This is a genomic window from Pseudomonas sp. P4_C1 (assembly GCF_056402155.1).
The window spans coordinates 19,042-34,809 of record NZ_JBFUHY010000006.1 but is presented as its reverse complement, the minus strand read 5'-3'; the positions used below and the strand labels follow the sequence as shown (position 1 = coordinate 34,809).

Genomic DNA, 15,768 nt, shown 5'->3' with positions numbered 1-15,768 from the left:
AGACACACTGGGGTGGTATGCAAGTCGATCTCGATGTTGATGAAGCTCCGTTAGCCGGGTTGCCGCGCTTTCAGCAGGCGTTCATTCAAGGGCGGCGTTTGCGCCAGTTCGCCATCGGTGCGGGCGTATTCGCGATGGTGGGTGTGCTGCTGGCGCTTTTTGCCGGGCTGTTTTCCTCGCAAACACTGTGGCCGGCGTTGCTGCTGAACCTGAGTGCTGCGTCTGTGGTGTTGATGGCCGGTTTGCAATCGGCCTGGTGGGTAACCCAGTGGCGTGCCCGCGCCATGAATCCCGTAGTGCCGGTGGTTGTTGTCGACGAGTCTGTCGCGCCTTCGGGGTGGTATGAACGTTTGCTGGACCGGATCAGCCGGAAATCGCAGCACTTGCTCGGGCAAATCGGCGCGCCGACGTTGTGGCTTGGCGGCTGGGCATTGTTGGCGGTATTGGGTGTCGAACAGGCCTGGAACCTCACATTGCCCCCGGCAGCGCTGGGCCTGTCGGCCACTGTCGGGGCAGCGTGCTCCTTGCTGTTGGCGTTCGGCCTGTTGGTGATGGAGCGCCATCTGGCGCAGGAAAATACCGCGCAATGGCCTGAAGCCGCTACGTTGGCGCAATTGATCCGTGTGGCGATCATCAGCCTGGTGCTCGGTGCTTTTTGTCTGTTGTTTGCCGATGAAACCTCGGTATGGCCTGCACGCCTGGCGGTGTTGATCGGACTGCTGCCGGGGCTGGTGGCGGCAGAATTGTTGCTGCGTGCGCTGTTGTCATTGTTCAGCCCACGCCGCGAACGCCTTGAACCGGAGTTGTTGGCACGCAGTTTTGTCGCCGACATGCTGCGCTGGCCGCCACAGCCTTTGCTGGCGTTGCAGCACGAATTGCATAACCGCTTCGGCATCGATCTGCGGCAGATCTGGGCCTTCTCTTACATGCGTCGGGCGTTCCTGCCGGTGCTGGCGGTGGTTTCGCTGGTTGGCTGGTCGCTGACCGGCATTCACGAAATTGCCCTGCAAGGGCGTGGCATTTACGAACGATTCGGCAAACCGGTGGAGGTGTTTGGCCCAGGTTTGCACATGGGTTTGCCTTGGCCATTGGGCCGCGTGTTGAGCGTCGAGAATGGGGTAGTTCACGAGTTGGCCACCAGTGTTGGCGAAACCTCGGCCCCCGCTCAGGCCGACCCCGCCGAAGGCCCGGCCCCGGCGATTGCCAATCGCTTGTGGGACGCCAGCCATGTGAACGACAAATCTCAGGTGATCGCCAGCAGCCGAGCCGACAAGCAGAGCTTTCAGATCGTCAACATGGACGTGCGCTTCGTCTATCGCATCGGTCTGAGTGATCAGGCGGCGTTGGCCGCAACCTATAACAGTGCCAATGTGCCGATGTTGATTCGCAGCACCGCCAGCCGAATCCTGGTTCACGATTTCGCCTCGCGCACCCTCGACGGTTTGCTTGGCGAGGACAGGGTAGGGCTGGCCGAAGAAATCGGCCGCGCGGTTCAGGCGGACCTGCAAAAACTCGACAGCGGCGTGGAAATTCTCGCCACCGTGGTCGAGGCGATTCACCCTCCGGCCGGTGCAGCCAATGCCTATCACGGCGTGCAAGCGGCGCAGATTGGCGCGCAAGCCTTGATCGCCCGTGAACGCGGCGCCGCTGCCGAGGCCACCAATCAGGCGCAGTTGCAGGCCAGCATCGCCCGCGATCAGGCGACGGCCGGCGCCCGTGAGATCAATGCTGGCGCCGAGGCCGCGGACCTGAAATTCAACGCCGAGCAAAAAGCCTATGCCAGCGCTGGCCAAGCCTTCGTGCTGGAGCAGTATTTCAGTCAGTTGTCCCAGGGTTTGGCCAATGCCAAATTGCTGGTGCTCGATCATCGTCTGGGCGGCAGCAGTAATGCGCCAACCATCGACCTCCGTACTTTCACGCTGCCGGTTGACCCTGCGCCGTCGCGTAAAACCGCTCAGCCAGGAGCTGCCAATTGAGCCAGTCCCATACGCACGATCACGATGACCACGCCGGCCACGATCACGGCCATGGCGGGCATCATCACCACGGCCACCACCATCATCACGGCGATCCGCAGGAGGCCGGTCCATTTCCATGGCGTCGGATAGGTTGGGCGACATTGCTGGTGGTGTTTGCAGTCGCTGCCGCGAGTCTGGTGCAGGTGCGTTCGGGTGAAGCTACGGTGATCACACGCTTCGGCAATCCATCGCGAGTCTTGCTGGAGCCGGGACTGGGTTGGCGCTGGCCGGCACCGTTCGAGGCGGCGATCCCGGTGGATCTGCGGCTGCGCACCACGTCCAGCGGTTTGCAGGATGTGGGCACGCGGGATGGTTTGCGCATCATCGTTCAGGCCTACGTGGCGTGGCAGGTGCAGGGTGATCCGGACAACGTGCAACGTTTCATGCGCGCGGTGCAGAACCAGCCCGATGAAGCTGCACGGCAGATTCGCACTTTTGTCGGCTCCGCACTGGAAACCACCGCCAGCAGTTTTGATCTGGCGAATCTGGTGAACACCGATGCCAGCCAGGTGCGCATCGCCGATTTCGAAGCACAACTGCGCAAGCAAATCGATCAGCAGTTGCTCACCACTTATGGCGTGCGCGTATTGCAGGTCGGTATCGAACGATTGACGCTGCCTTCGGTGACGCTCACCGCGACGGTCGACCGGATGCGTGCCGAGCGTGAAACCATCGCTACTGAGCGCACGGCGATCGGCAAGCGTGAAGCCGCGCAAATTCGTTCCGCCGCCGAACGTGATGCGCGGATTGTGCAGGCCGATGCCACAGTGAAAGCGGCAGATATCGAAGCGCAATCGCGCGTCGAAGCGGCGCAGATTTATGGTCGTGCCTATGCGGGATCGCCGCAGCTCTACAACCTGCTGCGCTCGCTCGATACCTTGGGCACGGTGGTAACGCCGGGGACCAAGCTGATTCTGCGCACCGATGCCGCACCGTTCCGGGTGTTGGTTGACGGTCCGCCGAGCCTCGACAACAAGTCCGGATCGCAGCCATGAGTTTGGTTCCACGTGGAACAAATGAGTTGAGCAGCCCCTGGATTCAGGCCGGGCGCTTGGCGTTTCTCGCCCTGTACGCGGTGACGGTATTGGCGGCATTGGCGTGGGCGTTTTCCAATGTGCGGCAGATCGATCCACAAAATCGCGCCGTGGTTTTGCATTTCGGGGCGCTGGATCGCATTCAGAATGCCGGGTTGTTATTGGCCTGGCCGCAACCCTTCGAGCAGGTGATTTTGTTGCCGGCGGCGGACCGGGTGATCGAGCGGCGAGTGGACAGTCTGTTGCGCAGTGGTGCCGCGATGCAGGCAGATCGCGTGGCCAGTTTTGCCACGCCCATCAGCGATGCCCTTGCAGGCTCAGGCTATCTGTTAACGGGTGATGCCGGAGTGGTGCAACTCGATGTGCGGGTTTTCTACAAAGTCACCGAGCCCTATGCATTCGTGCTTCAGGGTGAACATGTGTTGCCGGCATTGGATCGGTTGGTCACCCGCAGCGCTGTGGCACTCACCGCCGCACGCGATCTGGACACGATTCTGGTAGCCCGGCCAGAGCTGATCGGCGCTGACAGTCAGGCGGCTGAAAGACGCGAACGCTTGCGTGGCGATCTGGTGCAGGGCGTCAACCAGCGTCTTGCCGAACTCACAGCGACGGGGCAGGGACTGGGGATCGAGGTGGCGCGAGTCGATGTGCAATCGAGTCTGCCAAGCCCGGCGGTCAATGCCTTCAATGCGGTCCTGACAGCCAGTCAGCAGGCCGACAAAGCCGTGGCCAATGCGCGTACCGAAGCCGAAAAGCTGACGCAAACTGCCAACGAGCAAGCCGACAGAACACTACAAGTTGCCCATGCCCAGGCGAGTGAACGACTGGCCAAAGCATCCACCGACACGGCCACGGTGTTGAGCCTGGCCAAGGCGCAGCAACAGGGCACCGATCCGCAAATGCTGTTGCGCATTTACCGTGAACGAATGCCGAAGATCCTCGGCCAGGCCGGTTCTGTCACGACGGTCGACCCTAAAGACGATTCCCGCCTGATCATTCAGGGAGCAGCACAATGACTGCGCAAACCGCCACCGCGTCGAGCATGTTGTCTTCGACAGAACAACGTAGCGCCGCGCGCCAACTGACCCTGGCCATGCTCGCATTGGGCTTGCTGGCCTTGGGACTGATCTGGCGCTGGTTGTCGTCAGAGCAAACCGGCGTCAGTCAGCTGCTGCTGGGTTTTGCCTCGCTGCTGGTCGCCATACCGGTCATGCGTTCGGCCTGGTACAGCCTGCGCTATCCGAGCCTGCACGGCATCACCGATCAATTGATTGCCCTGGCCATGCTGGGTGCCTGGGCCACCGGAGATCTGCTGACGGCGGCGCTGTTGCCGATCATCATGATCTTCGGCCATGTGCTGGAAGAGCGCAGCGTGATCGGCTCCCAGGAAGCGATTCACGCCCTCGGCAAACTGACCCGCAGCCACGCACGCAAGGTGCAGGTGGACGGCTCCATCATCGAAGTCGACAACGGCACGCTCAAGGCGGGCGATCTGGTCGAGGTGCGCGCCGGGGACCGGGTGCCGGCGGATGGCCGGGTATTGTCCGGTCAGGCCAGTCTCGATACTGCCTCCATTACCGGCGAATCGGTGCCGATAGAGGCGGGCGTCGGCATGTCGGTGTTCGGTGGCGCAATTAACCTCGACGGTCTGCTGCGAATCGAAGTGACCCGTACCGGCCAGGAATCGACCCTCGGCAAAGTCATCGCCCTGATGCAAAACGCCGAGCGCTCGAAACCGCCGATCACTCGTTTGCTGGAGCGTTACGCGGGCAGCTATATGGTGCTGGTGTTGCTGTTGGCGGCGGTGACCTGGTTCATCACCAACAACGCTCAAGCGATGCTCGCGGTGTTGGTGGCGGCCTGTCCTTGTGCGCTGGTGTTGTCGGCACCGGCGACGGCTATTGCCGGGGTGGCGGTAGCAGCACGCCACGGGATTCTGATCCGCAGTTCTGCGTTCCTTGAAGAGTTGGCGGACCTGACCTCGCTGGTAGTCGACAAAACCGGGACGCTGACATTCGGCACCTTGCGCCTGCAATCCATCGACAGTCCGCTTGAGGATCGCAGCCATGTCATGAAGCTCGCCGCCAGCCTCGGCTCGGCCAGCAGTCACCCGGTCAGCCGTGCGCTCGCGGGGTTGGTGACCCAGGAGCATTTCCTGCTGCTTTCCGACATTCGTGAACGCCAGGGCCTCGGTGTGGTGGCGATGACCGGGCAGGGTGAGGCGGCGCTTGGCCGGCCGGAGTTGTTCGCGCAACTGGGCATCAGCACAACGGAGATTCCCGATCACGACGGCCCGATTGCCGGGCTGGCGCTCAACGGGGAGTTTCTTGCCTGGCTGTTGCTGGCCGACAGCGTCAAACCCGAGGCGCAGTTTGCCTTGGGTGAGTTGCGTGATCTGGGTTTGGGCCGCCAGTTGTTGCTCACCGGTGACCGGCACAGCGTCGCGCAGACGTTGGCCCGGGATGTCGGGATCAGTGACGTCGAAGCACAAGCCTTGCCCGAAGACAAACTCAACCGCGTGCTCAAGGAAATCGACAGCGGCTTCCGGCCGATGGTGGTCGGCGATGGCATCAACGACTCCCTGGCCCTCAAGGCTGGAGTAGTCGGTGTGGCCATGGGCGCGGGCGGTGCGGACATTGCCCTGGCATCGGCGGACATCGTGCTGATCGGCAGTGACCTGCGCCGCCTCGGCACCTGCGTGCGCCTGAGTCGTCAATGCCGCCAGACGTTGCAGGTCAATGTGATCATCGGATTGGGCTGGACCCTGGCGATCGTAGCCTTCGCCGCTTTCGGCTGGCTTGGCGCTGCAGGGGCGATGATTGCGGCGTTGCTGCATAACCTCAGCACCTTGCTGGTGTTGGGCAATGCCGGTCGTTTGCTGCGGTTCCAGGAGCCGTTGCTCAAGCTCAAGGACGAAACCTGAAGGCGAACGCTCTAAACCGGGTAATCACGGGGCTTCAACTTTTTAGAACTGTGCGCCCGGTTCGTAGTCATTGAAGATGAGGGCACATCATTTTTGTGCGTTCGCGGCGGCAGCTGTAGGCGTCGCGAATCATTGAAAACGGCTATTAATTCGATAGCCAGCTATTTTTCAAAGATGGTCTACCCTCTGTTTAGACGTCTGAAACAAGGGAGATTCTCCATGCTCGCGCATCTTCCACCGGCCTTACAGAATCTGCAGTTACCGCTTCGCCTGAGACTCTGGGATGGCCATGAACTCAATCTGGGGCCGACGCCCAGTGTCACGATTGTGGTCAAGGATCCGCAGATGGTCACCCAGTTTACCCATCCCAGCCTGGACACCCTTGGCGCTGCATTTGTCGAAGGCAAACTGGAACTCGAAGGCTCCATCAGCGATGTGATCCGCGTCTGCGATGAGTGGAGCCAGGCGTTGCTGGATGAAAACTACGACAATCTGCCTGTGCGTAGCGTCCACGACAAAGAGACGGACGCCAAGGCGATCTCCTACCACTACGACCTTTCCAACGCGTTCTATCAGCTGTGGCTCGACAGCGACATGGCGTATTCCTGCGCCTATTTCGAGACCGGCAGCGAATCCCTGGAACAAGCCCAGCAAGCCAAGTTCCGTCATTTGTGCCGCAAGCTGCGCCTGCAGCCCGGCGAATATCTGCTGGATGTGGGTTGCGGGTGGGGCGGATTGGCGCGTTTTGCGGCGCGGGAATTTGGCGCGAGAGTGTTCGGTATCACCCTCAGCAAGGAGCAGTTGGCCCTGGCCCGGGAGCGCGTAAAAGCGGAGGGCCTGGAGGACCTGGTCGAACTGCAACTGCTCGACTATCGCGATCTGCCGCAGGATGGCCGTTTCGACAAAGTGGTTAGCGTCGGTATGTTCGAACACGTTGGTCATGCCAATCTGGCCGAGTACTGCAATACCTTGTTCGGCGCGGTGAAAGAGGGCGGCCTGGTGATGAACCACGGGATCACCGCCAAATACACCGATGGCCGTCCGGTGGGACGCGGTGCCGGTGATTTCATCGGGAAATATGTGTTCCCCAACGGCGAGCTGCCGCATCTGTCGATGATTTCTGCCGAGATCAGTGAGGCCGGACTGGAAATCGTCGACGTCGAAAGCTTGCGCCTGCACTACGCACGCACGCTCGATCACTGGAGCGAACGCCTGGAAGACAACCTCGAAGCGGCCTCCAGACTCGTACCGGAACAGGTCCTGCGTATCTGGCGGCTTTATCTGGCCGGTTGCGCTTACGCGTTCGCCCGGGGCTGGATCAACCTGCACCAGATTCTCGCAGTGAAGGCCCACGCCGATGGCAGTCATGAACTGCCATGGACCCGTGACGATATCTACCTCTAGAGAATCGGCGAAATAAGCCGGGCGACCCGCATGCCGACCTGTTGGACGCGGCGGGTCTCCCGGCCTTCTTCCTTGGCGATTTCGTGGGCGTTGGCAAAGTCATCGTTGAGCATCTCTTCCACCTCGGCGGCGAACGCGCGGTCGACGGTCAGCAACATCACTTCGAAATTCAGCCGGAACGAACGGTTGTCCATGTTGGCACTGCCGATGGCGCTGATTTCGCTGTCGATCAATACCACTTTCTGATGCAGGAACCCGGGTTGGTAACGGAATACCCGCACACCGGCGCGCACCGCTTCGAAGGCGTAGAGGCTTGAGGCGGCGTAGACGATTCGATGATCGGGCCGGGATGGCAACAGCAGGCGCACATCCACGCCGCGCAGTACCGCCAGGCGCAATGCTGCGAACACGGCTTCATCGGGGATGAAATACGGGCTGGTGATCCAGACCCTTTCCGTCGCCGCATGGATCGCTTCGACAAAGAACAGAGAACAGGTTTCACAGGCGTCTGCCGGCCCACTGGCGAGCAACTGGCACAGTACGCCGTCTTCCGGATAAACCTCGGGCAGGATCAGCGGCGGCAGTACACGAGCCACCCAGAACCAGTCTTCGGCGAAAGACTCCTGCATGCACGCCACCACCGGCCCGCGCACTTGTACGTGGGTATCGCGCCAGGGCGCCAGGGGCGGTTTCTCGCCCATGTATTCGTCACCGACGTTGTGCCCGCCGACGAAGCCGAGAATGCCGTCCACCACCACGATCTTGCGGTGGTTGCGGAAGTTCACCTGAAAGCGATTGAGCCAGCCACTGCGGGTGGCGAAGGCTTTGACCTCGACCCCGCCATCACGCAAGGCCTGCACATAGCCGTGGGGCAGGGAATGGCTACCGATTCGGTCATATAACAGGTAAATCGCCACGCCTTCGGCGGCTTTCTTCAACAGCAGGTTTTGCAGGCGCTGGCCGAGGCGATCGTCGTGAACGATGAAAAACTGGATCAGCACGGCTTCTTTCGCCTGGCTGATGGCATCGAAAATGGCCTCGAACGTGTTCTGACCGTTGATCAACAGACGCATTTGGTTGTTGGCCAGGCAGGGCATCTGTCCGAGCTTGGGCATCGCTCTGAGTGAGGCGTATGCAGAAGAAGCGCGGGCGGTGAGCGCCTCTTCTACCCAGGGTCGCCAGTTGAGTTCGGAAACAGCCTTGCGCATTTCTTCGTTGGCCTGCCGCCGGGCCTTGATGTAGCCATCGAAGGTGCTGCGGCCGAACATCAGGTACGGGATCAGCGTGAAGTAAGGGATGAAAAACAGCGACAGCGCCCAGGCGATCGAGCCTTGGGCGGTACGGACGGTCAACACGGCGTGTATGGCCGCGATCATGCCCAGCGAGTGCAACAGGGCGATGGTATAACCGAAAATATGCGGTCCGAAATAATCCATGGGGGCTGCCTTGCTCCTGAAGATTCAATGCTTAACAGACCATGTTCCGTACAGAATGTCGCTAATTAATTGGCCCATGAACCGAAGCGCGCGGCTGACGTCTAACGGCCACTACTGATCAGGAGTTACTCGATGAACGTTCGTCTGCTGGGTTTGGCCATGGCACTGGGTTTGGCACTTCCTGTTGCGGCTCACGCGCAAATGCTGCAACCAGGATTGTGGGAGCTGACTACGAGCAACATGAAGGTCGATGAACAGAATATGCCGGACCTGCAATTGATCCTTGGTCAGCTCCAGAGCCAGATGACCCCTGAGCAGCGTGCACAGCTGGAAAAACAGGGCATCACTATGGGCGGTAAAGGGGTCCGGGCGTGCCTGACCCCGGAGCAAGTCAAGACCGACAACATTCCTCTGACCGATCCGCAGTCGGGCTGCAAGCAGGAAATCACCGACCGCTCCGGCAATCAGTGGAAATTCCGTTTCAGCTGCCCGAGAGCCCAGGGTGCGGGCGTGGCGACATTCCTCAGTGATCGCGAGTTCACCACCAAGGTCAACGGGACGTTCAACGCCACCGGCATTCAGCAGAAGGGCAGCCTCGAATCCCGCGCCGTCTGGCTGGGGCAGGATTGCGGTACTGTGAAGCCAAGAGCTTAAAAGCTTCGTCGGATCGCCGCCCGGAGCAGGCTCGCTCCCACATTGATTGTGCTTTCTCTGTGGGAGCGAGCCGGCTCGCGAGGGCGTCCGCAAGCCGCCCTAAATCCCCGGCCGACTCAACCATTCACACGCCGCCTCGACAGGCATCCGGCCAAAATCTTCCCCCGTGCGGCTGCGCACACTGACAAATCCCCCAGCTTGTTCTTTCTCGCCCACCACCACCAGGTACGGCACGGTCTGGCTGTGCTGGCGAATCTTGTAGTGAACTTTTTCGTTACGCAGGTCGGCCCTGGCGCGTACGCCCCGTTGGCGCAAGGATTCGGTCACCGCTTGTGCATAAGTCGCCTGGCGATCATCCATGCTCACAACGACCACGTGGGGTGGAACGCTCCACTGTTGCAGTTCCTGATGGCTGGACCAGCAAGTGCCGTAGATCCGTTGTTGTAACGTGCCGTTGATGTGGTCGAGGGTAAACGCCTGCAAGACTTTGGTGGTGGGGACGTGCGGTCCATGGCTCTGGTACTCGGTGTCCCCCAGACGGTACAGCGACACTGCTTCGCGCACCGGCCGACGACGGATCGAGTGATTGGTCGCTGCCAGTGATTGCATGCGCGCTTCGATGAGGGGCAGGTCTGCCACGGTCAGCGGTGGCTCGACGGCAAACTCGTAAAAGAAACCGTCGCCCAATTCCTTGCCCACACGCATTTGCGCATGCGGGTGGAGTTGCTTGACCGCCATTGCCAGCATCAAGGCACAGGAGCGGCGCAAGATCTCCAGGCCGTCCGGCTCCCGGGGGGTGACAATGCTGACCCGGGCATTTGCCTCGATCATGTATTCGCAGTCCACCAGGACCCCATTGACCCGGCCCGCCACAGCCGCGCTGGCCAGTTCGGGGCCGATGCTGGCGGCAACCTCGTGCACGGACAGCGGCTGGTCGTACTCACGCAATGAACCGTCGGGCAGGGTGATCTGGATCATGGTCGGCGTACTCAGGTGCTTCTAACGAGCGTTATCGCATAAACCGTAGGGGAAAACCCTGGCGGTTGTCATTAAGACGTTTGTCGTGCCAGGCAATCAGCGGTAAATCTCCGGAAGGGTTCCTGCGGATCATGGCTGGCTCAACGCGTTGTACAGGGTGTTGAGGTTGTACTCGAACAACCCGGTGAAGGTGCTGGCCGGACCGCTCGCCGCGAGGGCATCGGAGTACAGCGTACCGCCGATCTGCGCGCCGCTTTCATCTGCGATTTGCTTGAGCAGGCGGGCGTCCTTGATATTTTCCATGAACACCGCCTTGACCTTGGCCTGACGAATCTGGGTAATCAGTGCGGCCACTTCGGCGGCTGAAGGTTCGCGCTCGGTAGACAGACCTTGAGGCGCCATGAACTCGATACCGTAAGCTTGGCCGAGATAACCGAAGGCGTCATGGGACGTCACGATCTTGCGGTTGCCTGGTGGCAGTGAGCCGAGTTTGGCCTTGGCTTCGGCGAGCAGGGCGTAGACCTGTTTCAGGTACATCTGGCTGTTGCGCTCATAGTCGGCGGTGTTCGCCGGGTCGGCGGCGATCAGCGCCCTGGTGATGTTGGCGATGTACAGTTCGGTGTTCGCCAGGTTATGCCAGGCATGCGGGTCGGGAACGGTTTCGCCGTCTTCATCCAGGCTACGCGGTATAACGCCGCGGCTCGCGCTGATGACCGGCGCCCGGGTCTCTGTGCTCGTCACCAGGCGATCCAGCCAGGGCTCGAAACCCAGGCCGTTCTTGATGATGAGTCTGGCTTTGAGCAGTGCTTTAGCGTCGTCCGGTGTCGGCTCGTAGGTATGGGCATCCGCGTCCGGGCCGACCATGTTGGTGATCTGGATATGATCCTTGCCGATCTGTCGGGTCATGTCGGCAAGGATGCTGAAGCTGGTGACCACCTGAAGTTTTTCGGCGGCAGACAGCGACATCGACACCATCAAGCTGAACAACACGAGTAAAGCGCGCATCGGGTAACACCTCATTGGGATGTGAGCAAAGGTGGGCGGCGCAGCAAGCCGTGCACCGGCCCGAACACCACGGACAACAGATACCCGCCGCCGGCCACCAGCACGATTGCCGGGCCACTGGGCAGTGAGTAATAGAACGAGATCAATAAACCCATCCACACCGAGAGGCTGCCGAGCAACGCGGCGACGACGATCAGCACCGGCAGGCGGCGGCTCCAGAAGCGTGCCGCGGCGGCAGGCAACATCATCAGGCCGACTACCATCAACGCACCGATCGCCTGGAAGCCGATGACCAGATTCAACACCACCAGCGTCAGGAACACGCCGTGGGCCAATGGGCCGAGTCGGCTGACGGTTTGCAGAAAAAGCGGGTCGAGGGTGTCGAGCAGCAGTGGTTTGTAGATCAGTGTCATGGCAATCAGGCTCAGGCCCGAGACCCAAAGCATGCCGGTCAAGGTCGGACCGTCGACAGCCAAAGCCGAGCCAAACAGCAGGTGCAACAGGTCCAGGCGTTTGCCGGCGATGCCGAGAATCAGCACGCCACCGGCCAGGGATATCGGGTAAATCGCCGCGAGGCTGGCGTCCTCTCGCAGGCCGGTGCGTCGCGTAATCCAGGCCGCGAGGCCAGCCATGCTCAGGCCGGCGCCGAGACCGCCTATGGTCAACGCCGGGAGGCTCAACCCGGCAAACCAGAAACCCAGCGCCGCACCGGGAAGGATGCCGTGGGCGACGGCATCGCCGATCAGGCTCATGCGCCTGAGGATCAGAAACACCCCAAGGGGCGCCGTACTGCACGCCAGGAGCAAGCCGCCGAGCAGCGCCCGACGCATGAACACGAACTCGTGGAACGGTTGCCAGAGATGCGCGGTAGCGATCATCAGGCCACCTGTGCCTGTGGTAGTTGGCGGATCAGTTCGGTGCTCGGGCCGAATGCACAACCGCTGCTTTTGATCAGCAACGTGCATGGGATGTGCTCGCGGACGGCGGCCAGGTCATGGCATACGATCACCAGTGTCCGGCCTTCGAGGTGCCAATCGTGTATGTGCTTCCAGAGCAATACCTGGCCGAGTTCATCGAGGGCCGCGTGGGGTTCATCGAGCAACAGTACGGGTGCGTCGGTCAGGCTCAATCGGGCGAGCAGGGCGCGTTGCAATTCGCCGCCGGAGAGGGCCATCAAGGGTCGATCTTCCAGACCGTTCAGGCACCAATTTTCGAGGACGGTTTTCAGTCGTTGGCTGCGGATCTCCGGCGACTTTTTGTTGCCCCAGAAACCGGCGGCGACCAATGCCTGAAGGCTGATCGGAAATTGCCTGTCCAGGTGTTGTTGCTGGGGCAGGAACGACACACCGCCCTTGATTGGAACACTCAGTCGCACCTTTCCGGCCAACGGTTTTTGCAAGCCGGCGATGACCTTCAACAGGCTGCTTTTCCCGGAACCGTTCGCGCCGATGATGGCGGTCAGGCTGCCCTTCGACAGTTCGAAGTCCAGCGCTGGCGTGAGTGGCTGCCCCGGTGCGCCCCAGCGCAAGGCCTGGCAACCAATCATGCGACCTCCCAGTTGAAACGGCTTTCGGCTACGGCGTCATGGGCGTGCAGGCTTTCGGCGTGGGTGACACGAATGTGGAAGGCATTGATGCCTGTGGAGCGTTTCAGGGCCAGATTCAAACGGCGTGCGGCGTCCTCGCAGAACATCAGGTTCTGACCATTGGCCAGGGCGAAGGCTTGTTCGTCGGCGCGTTTTACCGCTGTTTGAACGGCGGTGCCGAGTGCGGCTTCGGCGTCGTTGATGACGGCGATCAGAGGCAGATCGTCCAAAAAATCAGCCAACCGTACGCGCAACTTTGCGCTGCTGCGTTGGCTGTGAGGTGTGGCGACGATGCCGTTCGTGGAGCCGAGCCACGCTAAAACGTCGGCGTGTTGCAGTGCCTTGTTGGCGAAATCGTCGACGAAGTGCTGCTGAATTAGCTGTCGAGAAAGGGCCGCGGAACACGGGCAGGTTGAGGAATAAGACACATCGACTTTTAGTTCCACGTGGAACATTGCGTTTTTCAAACGTGCTTCGATGTTCACCGGATAGCTTTTCCAGCCAGACAATGGACTGATCAGCGCCGGCCTTTTCAGCAATAAATCGGCGTGAATGGCTAAGTGAGCACTGTTGGAAAGCCCTTCATGGCTCTCAAGAAAACGCTGCAGAACCCTCCTCAATAAAGCCGGAGAAAGGTTTTCCTGCTCCAGCAATTCAAGCGCCAGATAGAGCCGTGACATGTGAATGCCGCGCGCGTTGCCATCGTCGAGACTCACGCCGGCATCGACCTTTGCATTCAATCGTTGGCCATCAAACAAAACAGGTAGAGCAATGCCGCACATGCCCACCCACTCCAGTGGCAGGGCTTGGCGTGAGGCCTGCGCGGCGATATCCGGCAGAGTCAGCGCATTCATGAGCAGGTCCATCGAGAGAGTTGACTTAAAATGTTATATCATAACAACTAAGTCGGCGATGCCTTTTTCATGAGCGGACTTTCATCATGCGCAACCGCCACATGCTCAGCCTGATTTCACGCCATCAACAGAAAAACAAAGAGGTTTAACAGCCAGCGATCCGGCTGCAAGTGAACCTGGCGCTGCTGCCGCCGGAGCTGGAAAACCGGTTGATTGTGGTCCAGCCGACGCGCTGGTTGTAGCCAACCCAGGCCTCGCCATCGGAAGCGATACCGGTGAAAAATACAAACTGGCCGTAGCGGCTGTTGGTCTGCGCCCAATAGCGTTTTCCGGCCGTTTCGAAACCCCGCAGATAGATGGTGCTTCCGGCGGTATTGACGCTGTAGGCGTTGCCATCCGCATCCACGCAGGCCAACAGGTTGGCGCTACGGGTGCACTTGGCCAGGCTCGGGATCTGGGCCATCGCGTCGGCAGCCACCAGCAGGGAAAGCATGATCAGTGCAGGTTTCAGGACGTTGTGCATAGGGCTTCTCATGGAAGGAACGCGTACAGCATCGTGTCCTTTGCCCTACCGGGCAAGAGGGGATGGCATATTGTTGTTGTTACAGTATAACATTGTGTAAGCCCGACGCAGCGACCGGGCACCCTGTGAGGAATATGCAGATGTCCAATCGACTCCCCGTGACCGTTCTCTCCGGCTTTTTAGGCGCCGGAAAAAGTACACTTCTTAATTACATACTACGTAATCGCGATGGATTGCGAGTGGCAGTCATCGTCAACGATATGAGCGAAATTAACGTCGATGGCACCGAAGTCCAGCGCGATGTCAGCCTGAACCGAGCCGAAGAACGGTTGGTGGAGATGAGTAACGGGTGTATTTGCTGTACGTTACGTGAAGACTTGCTGGAGGAGGTGAGTCAACTCGCCAGGGAGGGTCGCTTCGACTATCTGCTGATCGAGTCCACCGGGATTTCCGAACCGCTGCCTGTGGCGGAAACCTTCACCTTCCGCGATGAAAACGGCCAGAGCCTCAACGACATCGCACGTCTCGACACCATGGTCACGGTGGTCGATGGCATGAACTTCCTGCTCGACTACCAGGCTGCCGAAAGCCTGGCTTCCCGAGGAGAAACCCTAGGGGAGGAAGACGAGCGTTCGATTACCGATCTGTTGATTGAGCAGGTCGAGTTCGCCGATGTGATTTTGCTCAGCAAGATCGACTTGATCAGCAGCCACCAGCGCGAAGAATTGATCGCCATTCTTGAACGGCTCAACGTCCGGGCGGAAATCATTCCGATGTCGATGGGCGAAATCCCCTTGAACAAGATTCTCAACACCGGTCGTTTTGACTTCGAAAAGGCTGCCCAGGCACCGGGATGGTTGCAGGAGCTGCGCGGTGAACATGTGCCGGAAACCGAAGAGTACGGTATCGCTTCCAGTGCTTACCGGGCTCGCCGGCCGTTCCATCCACAGCGTTTCTTCAACTTCATCGACGGTCCCTGGGACAACGGCAAACTGCTGCGCTCCAAGGGCTTTTTCTGGCTGGCGAGCAAGCAAATGGACGCTGGCAGCTGGTCCCAGGCCGGTGGTTTGATGCGCTATGGTTTTGCCGGGCGCTGGTGGCGTTTCGTACCGAAAAACCAGTGGCCGCAGGACGCAGAAAGTACCGCCGGGATCATGAAAAACTGGACTGCCGACAGCGGGGACTGTCGTCAGGAACTGGTGTTCATCGGCCAGAACATCGACTTCACGCAGCTCACGGCCGAACTGGACGCCTGCCTGCTGACCGAAGAGGAAATGGCGCTGGGCGTAGAGGGCTGGCGTTTGCTGCCCGATCCATTCGGCCCTTGGTACGAAGAGGCCGCCTGATCCTCTAC

General features: G+C 60.2%; 14 protein-coding genes. 7 read left to right on the top strand and 7 right to left on the bottom strand.

Annotated features, from left to right (window positions below; genetic code table 11):
• Positions 1 to 17 precede the first annotated feature (17 nt).
• The 5 genes from hflK (AC1DU9_RS06305) (at position 18) to cfaB (ending at position 7,379) form a co-directional block, all read left to right on the top strand.
• Positions 18 to 1,976, top strand: a complete 1,959-nt coding sequence (gene hflK / locus AC1DU9_RS06305) for a protease modulator HflK (protein WP_477809895.1) — start codon at positions 18 to 20, stop codon at positions 1,974 to 1,976.
• A complete protein-coding gene (gene hflC / locus AC1DU9_RS06300; RefSeq protein ID WP_477809894.1) occupies positions 1,973 to 3,013 on the top strand; it encodes a protease modulator HflC in 1,041 nt (346 codons plus the stop codon). The genes hflK (AC1DU9_RS06305) and hflC overlap by 4 nt, the downstream gene beginning before the upstream one ends.
• Positions 3,010 to 4,068, top strand: a complete 1,059-nt coding sequence (gene hflK, locus AC1DU9_RS06295) for a protease modulator HflK (protein ID WP_223459055.1) — start codon at positions 3,010 to 3,012, stop codon at positions 4,066 to 4,068. The genes hflC and hflK (AC1DU9_RS06295) overlap by 4 nt, the downstream gene beginning before the upstream one ends.
• Complete coding sequence (locus AC1DU9_RS06290) at positions 4,065 to 5,975, top strand: cation-translocating P-type ATPase (protein WP_223459053.1); 1,911 nt, start codon at positions 4,065 to 4,067, stop codon at positions 5,973 to 5,975. The genes hflK (AC1DU9_RS06295) and AC1DU9_RS06290 overlap by 4 nt, the downstream gene beginning before the upstream one ends.
• 219 nt (positions 5,976 to 6,194) lie before the next feature.
• The gene (gene cfaB, locus AC1DU9_RS06285) at positions 6,195 to 7,379 is read left to right on the top strand and encodes a C17 cyclopropane fatty acid synthase CfaB (RefSeq protein WP_223459051.1); all 1,185 of its coding nucleotides are present in this window, start codon (positions 6,195 to 6,197) and stop codon (positions 7,377 to 7,379) included.
• Here cfaB and cls read toward each other — a convergent pair.
• Positions 7,376 to 8,815 (bottom strand): cardiolipin synthase, encoded by a 1,440-nt coding sequence (cls, locus tag AC1DU9_RS06280; protein WP_223459049.1) that lies wholly within the window; start codon positions 8,813 to 8,815, stop codon positions 7,376 to 7,378. The two genes, cfaB and cls, sit on opposite strands and share 4 nt — an antisense overlap.
• Before the next feature lie 132 nt (positions 8,816 to 8,947).
• Between cls and AC1DU9_RS06275 the strand changes: the two genes are divergently transcribed.
• Complete coding sequence (locus tag AC1DU9_RS06275; RefSeq protein WP_223459046.1) at positions 8,948 to 9,469, top strand: DUF3617 domain-containing protein; 522 nt, start codon at positions 8,948 to 8,950, stop codon at positions 9,467 to 9,469.
• Between the two features lie 99 nt (positions 9,470 to 9,568).
• On the opposite strand, the gene AC1DU9_RS06270 is transcribed toward AC1DU9_RS06275, so the two are convergent.
• The 6 genes from AC1DU9_RS06270 to AC1DU9_RS06245 form a co-directional block, all read right to left on the bottom strand.
• Entirely contained in the window at positions 9,569 to 10,447 is an 879-nt protein-coding gene (locus tag AC1DU9_RS06270) for a His/Gly/Thr/Pro-type tRNA ligase C-terminal domain-containing protein (RefSeq protein ID WP_457266010.1), read from the bottom strand.
• Between the two features lie 129 nt (positions 10,448 to 10,576).
• Entirely contained in the window at positions 10,577 to 11,452 is an 876-nt protein-coding gene (locus AC1DU9_RS06265) for a metal ABC transporter substrate-binding protein (protein WP_477809893.1), read from the bottom strand.
• 11 nt (positions 11,453 to 11,463) lie between these two features.
• On the bottom strand, positions 11,464 to 12,330 hold the full coding sequence (locus AC1DU9_RS06260; RefSeq protein WP_223459040.1) for a metal ABC transporter permease: 867 nt from the start codon (positions 12,328 to 12,330) through the stop codon (positions 11,464 to 11,466).
• Positions 12,330 to 12,998: a metal ABC transporter ATP-binding protein gene (locus AC1DU9_RS06255; protein ID WP_457266008.1), complete on the bottom strand. Its 669-nt coding sequence runs from the start codon at positions 12,996 to 12,998 to the stop codon at positions 12,330 to 12,332. Before AC1DU9_RS06255 ends, AC1DU9_RS06260 begins: the two co-directional genes overlap by 1 nt.
• Complete coding sequence (gene folE2, locus AC1DU9_RS06250) at positions 12,995 to 13,891, bottom strand: GTP cyclohydrolase FolE2 (protein ID WP_223459036.1); 897 nt, start codon at positions 13,889 to 13,891, stop codon at positions 12,995 to 12,997. The genes AC1DU9_RS06255 and folE2 overlap by 4 nt, the downstream gene beginning before the upstream one ends.
• 145 nt (positions 13,892 to 14,036) lie before the next feature.
• Positions 14,037 to 14,414: a glutamine synthetase gene (locus AC1DU9_RS06245; RefSeq protein WP_223459034.1), complete on the bottom strand. Its 378-nt coding sequence runs from the start codon at positions 14,412 to 14,414 to the stop codon at positions 14,037 to 14,039.
• A 140-nt stretch (positions 14,415 to 14,554) separates the two neighbouring features.
• Between AC1DU9_RS06245 and zigA the strand changes: the two genes are divergently transcribed.
• Positions 14,555 to 15,760, top strand: a complete 1,206-nt coding sequence (gene zigA / locus AC1DU9_RS06240) for a zinc metallochaperone GTPase ZigA (RefSeq protein WP_223459032.1) — start codon at positions 14,555 to 14,557, stop codon at positions 15,758 to 15,760.
• The last annotated feature ends 8 nt before the right edge of the window (positions 15,761 to 15,768 follow it).